General features: G+C 60.7%; 5 protein-coding genes and 3 tRNA genes. 3 read left to right on the forward strand and 5 right to left on the reverse strand.

What is annotated here, in order from left to right; translation table 11 throughout:
- From AB4Z11_RS24660 to AB4Z11_RS24670, 3 genes are all read left to right on the forward strand, one after another.
- Positions 1-183 (forward strand): efflux RND transporter permease subunit (locus AB4Z11_RS24660; RefSeq protein WP_442028375.1); only part of this gene is annotated, 183 nt, incomplete at its 5' end.
- The gene (locus AB4Z11_RS24665; protein ID WP_442028377.1) at positions 183-1,673 is read left to right on the forward strand and encodes an efflux transporter outer membrane subunit; all 1,491 of its coding nucleotides are present in this window, start codon (positions 183-185) and stop codon (positions 1,671-1,673) included. The genes AB4Z11_RS24660 and AB4Z11_RS24665, both read left to right, overlap by 1 nt.
- Before the next feature lie 143 nt (positions 1,674-1,816).
- Positions 1,817-1,981, forward strand: coding sequence for a hypothetical protein (locus AB4Z11_RS24670; RefSeq protein ID WP_442028379.1), 165 nt, complete (start codon positions 1,817-1,819; stop codon positions 1,979-1,981).
- Here the strand turns inward: AB4Z11_RS24670 and AB4Z11_RS24675 are convergent.
- The 5 genes from AB4Z11_RS24675 to AB4Z11_RS24695 all read right to left on the reverse strand — a co-directional run bounded on the left by AB4Z11_RS24675 (position 1,978) and on the right by AB4Z11_RS24695 (position 4,026).
- Positions 1,978-2,394, reverse strand: a complete 417-nt coding sequence (locus AB4Z11_RS24675; RefSeq protein WP_442028381.1) for a hypothetical protein — start codon at positions 2,392-2,394, stop codon at positions 1,978-1,980. The genes AB4Z11_RS24670 and AB4Z11_RS24675 overlap by 4 nt on opposite strands.
- Before the next feature lie 15 nt (positions 2,395-2,409).
- Positions 2,410-3,555 (reverse strand): alpha-hydroxy acid oxidase, encoded by a 1,146-nt coding sequence (locus AB4Z11_RS24680; RefSeq protein WP_442028383.1) that lies wholly within the window; start codon positions 3,553-3,555, stop codon positions 2,410-2,412.
- A gap of 132 nt (positions 3,556-3,687) precedes the next feature.
- Positions 3,688-3,764, reverse strand: a tRNA-Arg gene (locus AB4Z11_RS24685).
- A gap of 52 nt (positions 3,765-3,816) precedes the next feature.
- Positions 3,817-3,893: transfer RNA gene (locus tag AB4Z11_RS24690), tRNA-Arg, on the reverse strand.
- Between the two features lie 56 nt (positions 3,894-3,949).
- Positions 3,950-4,026, reverse strand: a tRNA-Arg gene (locus AB4Z11_RS24695).
- Positions 4,027-4,319 lie beyond the last annotated feature (293 nt).

A 4,319-nucleotide genomic window follows, 5' to 3' on the forward strand; every position in this document is an offset into this window, starting at 1 on the left:
GGTGCAGGTTCGGAAATGCGTCATGCGATGGGTGTGGCCGTGTTCGCAGGTATGTTGGGCGTGACCTTCTTCGGTCTGTTCCTGACCCCGGTGTTCTACGTGCTGCTGCGTACCCTGGCTGTGCGTCTTGAGAAGAAATCCCCGGCGGCCGATTCGACCGCCCAACTGGAAGGGACCCACTAATGAAAAACATGATTGCAAAAGGCGTGGCCCCGCTGCTGGCAGCATTGCTGCTGACGGCCTGCGGCGCCCCAGCCTTCAAGCAGCCGGCGATTGAGACCCCGGCTGCGTTCAAGGAATCGCAGTCGGCCACCGCACCTGTGGGCGTGGTGACGGCTGCGGACGGAAGCCGCTGGAAGCAGGCGCAGCCTGCCGAGCAGCAGCCGCGCGGCGAGTGGTGGCTGGCATTCAACGATCCGGCCCTGAATGAGCTGATCGCTGAAGCCACCAAGGCCAACGCCAACCTGGCCGTGGCTGCGGCCCGCGTCAAGCAGGCCCGCGCCATCGCGGGCATCGCTGAAGCGGACCGCATTCCGCAGATCGGCGTCGGCGTCGGCGCCCAGCGCGGCCAGCAATCGCCAACCGAACTGGGTCTGCCGGCCGGCACCAATGTGTCGCCGTCGACCGCCTACTCGGCACGCCTGACCGCCAGCTATGAAGTGGACCTGTTCGGCCGCGTGTCGTCCAACGTTGCGGCAGCCCGCAACGATGCGGCGACCGTGGAAGCGAGCTACCGCTCCGTGCTGCTGGCCCTGCAGGCTGACGTGGCGCAGACTTACTTCAAGCTGCGCGAAACCGATGCCGAGCTGGAAACGGTGCAGGAGACTGTGCGTCTGCGCGAAGAAAATGTGAAGGTCAACCAGCGCCGCTTCGACCTGGGCGATATCGGCGAGTTCGATCTGACCCGCGCCAAGACCGAGCTGTCCACCACGCGCGCTGATGCCATTGGCCTGCAGCGCCAGCGTGTGACGACCGAGCATGCACTGGCGGTCCTGCTGGGCAAGCCGGCCGCGGCGTATTCGGCTGGTCCGAGCCCGCTGCTGGACTCGACCCTGCTGCCTTCGATCCCGGCCGGCATGCCTTCTTCGCTGCTGGAGCGCCGTCCCGATATCGCGGCTGCGCAAAAGACCATGGAAGCGTCCAACGCCCGTATCGGCGTGGCCCGCGCCGCCATGTTCCCGGCGCTGACCATCAGCGGCAACGGTGGCGGCGTGGCCGGCACCTTCGGCGATGTGTTCAAGCTGACCAGCCGTTCGTGGATGCTGGGCGCCCTGCTCTCCGCGCCGATCATCGACGGTGGCCGCAACAGCGCCAACATCCGCCGCAGCGAAGCCGCGCTGGAAGAGTCGGTCGCGTCGTATCGCCAGTCGGTGCTGGTGGCCTTCTCGGAAGTGGAAGACAACCTGGCCGGCCTGCGCATCCTGAGCGGCCAGACCGCGCAGATCGACGACGCGCTGGTGTCGGCGCGCCGTTCGGCTGACCTGGCGAAGAAATTGTACGAAGCGGGCCGTTCGAGCTATCTCGACCTGCTCGACGCGCAGCGCAACCTGGCAGCGGTTGAGCGCACGGCAGTGCAGCTGCGCGGCAATCGCGCGGTAACCACGGTCGCGCTGATCCGCTCCCTGGGCGGCGGCTGGGATGCCCCGGCCAGCGACGCCCAGGCCCGCAACTGACGTAGGGCGGATCATTGATCCGCCGCTTACGCGGCTGCGACAAGCAACGGTTTACCGGTAAGTAGCTTGCCCCTCAACGGCGTCCTGCGGGACGCCGTCTTTTTTTGTGCTGCGCTACATTGGGCCTTTAGGGAGGATGGCGCATGGACCCAGAACTGAACCCCGGCGATGAAGCGACGCCCGGCACACCAGGCAGCGGCGAAGGCATCTGCCCCGTCTGCAGCGGCAGCGGCAAAACACCCGATGGGAAAGAATGCCCTAACTGCGGCGGCACTGGCCGCATCATCGAAGGCATCGGCGGCGGCTAATTCGCGTGCCGCAGCAGGAGATACAGCCCGCTGTTCAGCGCGAGCTGTGTGGTGATCATTACCGCCATGCCGCGGTTGAGCGCCTGGCTGATTGCGGCCTTGAGCTCGTCCTTCGTCGCCAGTGTCGCCAAAGTCGCTTCGATCGTATCCAGCCGTTTTTCGATTGCGGCGAAGCGAGCGGCGTACTCGATGCGCATTTCCTTGACTTCCTGCTCCAGCCTTTCGACGCGCACGGTCAGCGCTGCAAGTTCTGCTTTGGTAGCGTACTCGGTGCGCATCTCGTCCAATTTGACGAGGACTTCAGCCATTTGCTGCTCAAGCATAGCGATCCTGTATTCATTCACGCCATCATTCGCCATGATCCCCTCCCCGTCAAGCAAGCCCAGCTGCGATTGCGCGCGCAGCGGGAGCATGCCTTTTGAGGCGGATCAATAAGTGCCGGGGAGCAGAATCGACTTGTCGACGTTCTGGATATCGCGCAAGCCGCAAAAAGCCATGGTCAAATCAAGTTCGTTGCGGATGATTTCGAGGCAGCGCGTCACGCCCTGCTCGCCCATGGCGCCGAGCCCGTAGAGGAAAGGCCGTCCGATATACACGCCGCGTGCGCCGAGCGCAATCGCGCGGATCACGTCCTGGCCGCTGCGGATGCCGCCGTCGAGATGCACTTCGATCTGCTTGCCCACGACATCAGCAATGGCAGGCAGCGCTTCAATCGAGGACTGCGCGCCATCGAGCTGGCGGCCGCCGTGGTTGGAGACGATCAGCGCATCAGCGCCACTGTCGACCGCCAGCCGCGCATCTTCCGCATCCATGATGCCCTTGATGATCAGCTTGCCGCCCCAGCGCTGCTTGATCCACTCCACATCTTTCCACGACAGGCTCAGATCGAACTGCTGGCTGGTCCACGCCGACAGGGACGACATGTCCGACACCGACGTCGCGTGCCCCACGATATTGCCGAACTGGCGGCGCCTGGTGCCCAGCATGCCCAGGCACCAGCGTGGCTTGGTCGCCATGTTCAGCATATTCGGGATGGTCAGCTTCGGCGGCGCCGACAAGCCGTTGCGCAAATCCTTGTGGCGCTGGCCCAGCACCTGCAAATCCAGCGTCAGCACCAGCGCCGAGCACTTGGCGGCTTTGGCGCGGTCGATCAGGCGATTGATGAACTCGCGGTCCTTCATCACATACAGCTGGAACCAGAAAGGCTTGCTCGTATTCGCCGCCACATCTTCGATCGAGCAGATGCTCATCGTAGAAAGCGTAAACGGTATGCCGAATTTTTCGGCTGCCTTGGCTGCCAGGATCTCGCCGTCGGCATGCTGCATGCCGGTCAAGCCGGTCGGTGCGATTGCCACCGGCATCGACACCTGCTGTCCGGCCATACTCGACTGCAGCTGGCGGTCATTCAGATCCACCGCCACACGCTGGCGGAATTTGATTTTCTGGAAATCGGTCTGGTTGGCACGGTAAGTGGACTCAGTCCAGGAACCAGAATCGGCGTAATCGTAAAACATGCGCGGCACACGCTTCTTGGCCAGCACGCGCAGGTCTTCTATGCAGGTAATGATAGTCATACATCAATATTACCTGAGATAACGCAATGACAGCCCACCGCTGGCCGCCAGGCGGCGAAAAACTCACAGAGCTGATTTGTGGACGCGGAAAGAAAAAAGGGTTCAGATCTTCCGATCTGAACCCTTCTTATTTGGTGCGGCTGGCAGGAATCGAACCCACGACCCCTTGGTTCGTAGCCAAGTACTCTATCCAGCTGAGCTACAGCCGCAAAACTTCTTTGTATAACGGGCGACCCCGTTATTACTACACACTACAAATTCTGGTGCGGCTGGCAGGAATCGAACCCACGACCCCTTGGTTCGTAGCCAAGTACTCTATCCAGCTGAGCTACAGCCGCTAAAAACTTCATTGTATAACGGGCGACCCCGTTATTTACTGCATACTACTAAATTCTGGTGCGGCTGGCAGGAATCGAACCCACGACCCCTTGGTTCGTAGCCAAGTACTCTATCCAGCTGAGCTACAGCCGCTTAAGAAGCAGTATTATACAGGGTTCATTTCGCATTGGAAAGCTTGTTTTTTTCAACAGCAAACTTGCTTTTCCTACCAAACAGAACCTTGCCCTGCTTTCCTTCTCAGCCTGAGCTGTCAAAGGAGGCAGAATTATAGGTAGAACTCCGGCGCTTGTCCAGAGCAATTTTTAAGAAAATTTCTTATAGTAAAGACATGTTTTCTTCATTCATGAAACTAATGACCCTCATCATGAATGAAAATTGGATTTAATTGCCGCGCCGCAGCATCATTACACCTGTCTCCTCTATTC

Source organism: Pseudoduganella sp. RAF53_2 (genome assembly GCF_052113985.1).
Taxonomy (GTDB): domain Bacteria; phylum Pseudomonadota; class Gammaproteobacteria; order Burkholderiales; family Burkholderiaceae_D; genus Rugamonas.

Excerpts from the sequence above, each read along its gene's own strand:
- AB4Z11_RS24665 (WP_442028377.1), top strand. The coding sequence starts at position 183 with ATGAAAAACATGATTGCAAAAGGCGTGGCCCCGCTGCTGGCAGCATTG.
- AB4Z11_RS24670 (WP_442028379.1), top strand. The coding sequence starts at position 1,817 with ATGGACCCAGAACTGAACCCCGGCGATGAAGCGACGCCCGGCACACCA.
- AB4Z11_RS24675 (WP_442028381.1), bottom strand. The coding sequence starts at position 2,394 with ATGCTCCCGCTGCGCGCGCAATCGCAGCTGGGCTTGCTTGACGGGGAG.
- AB4Z11_RS24680 (WP_442028383.1), bottom strand. The coding sequence starts at position 3,555 with ATGACTATCATTACCTGCATAGAAGACCTGCGCGTGCTGGCCAAGAAG.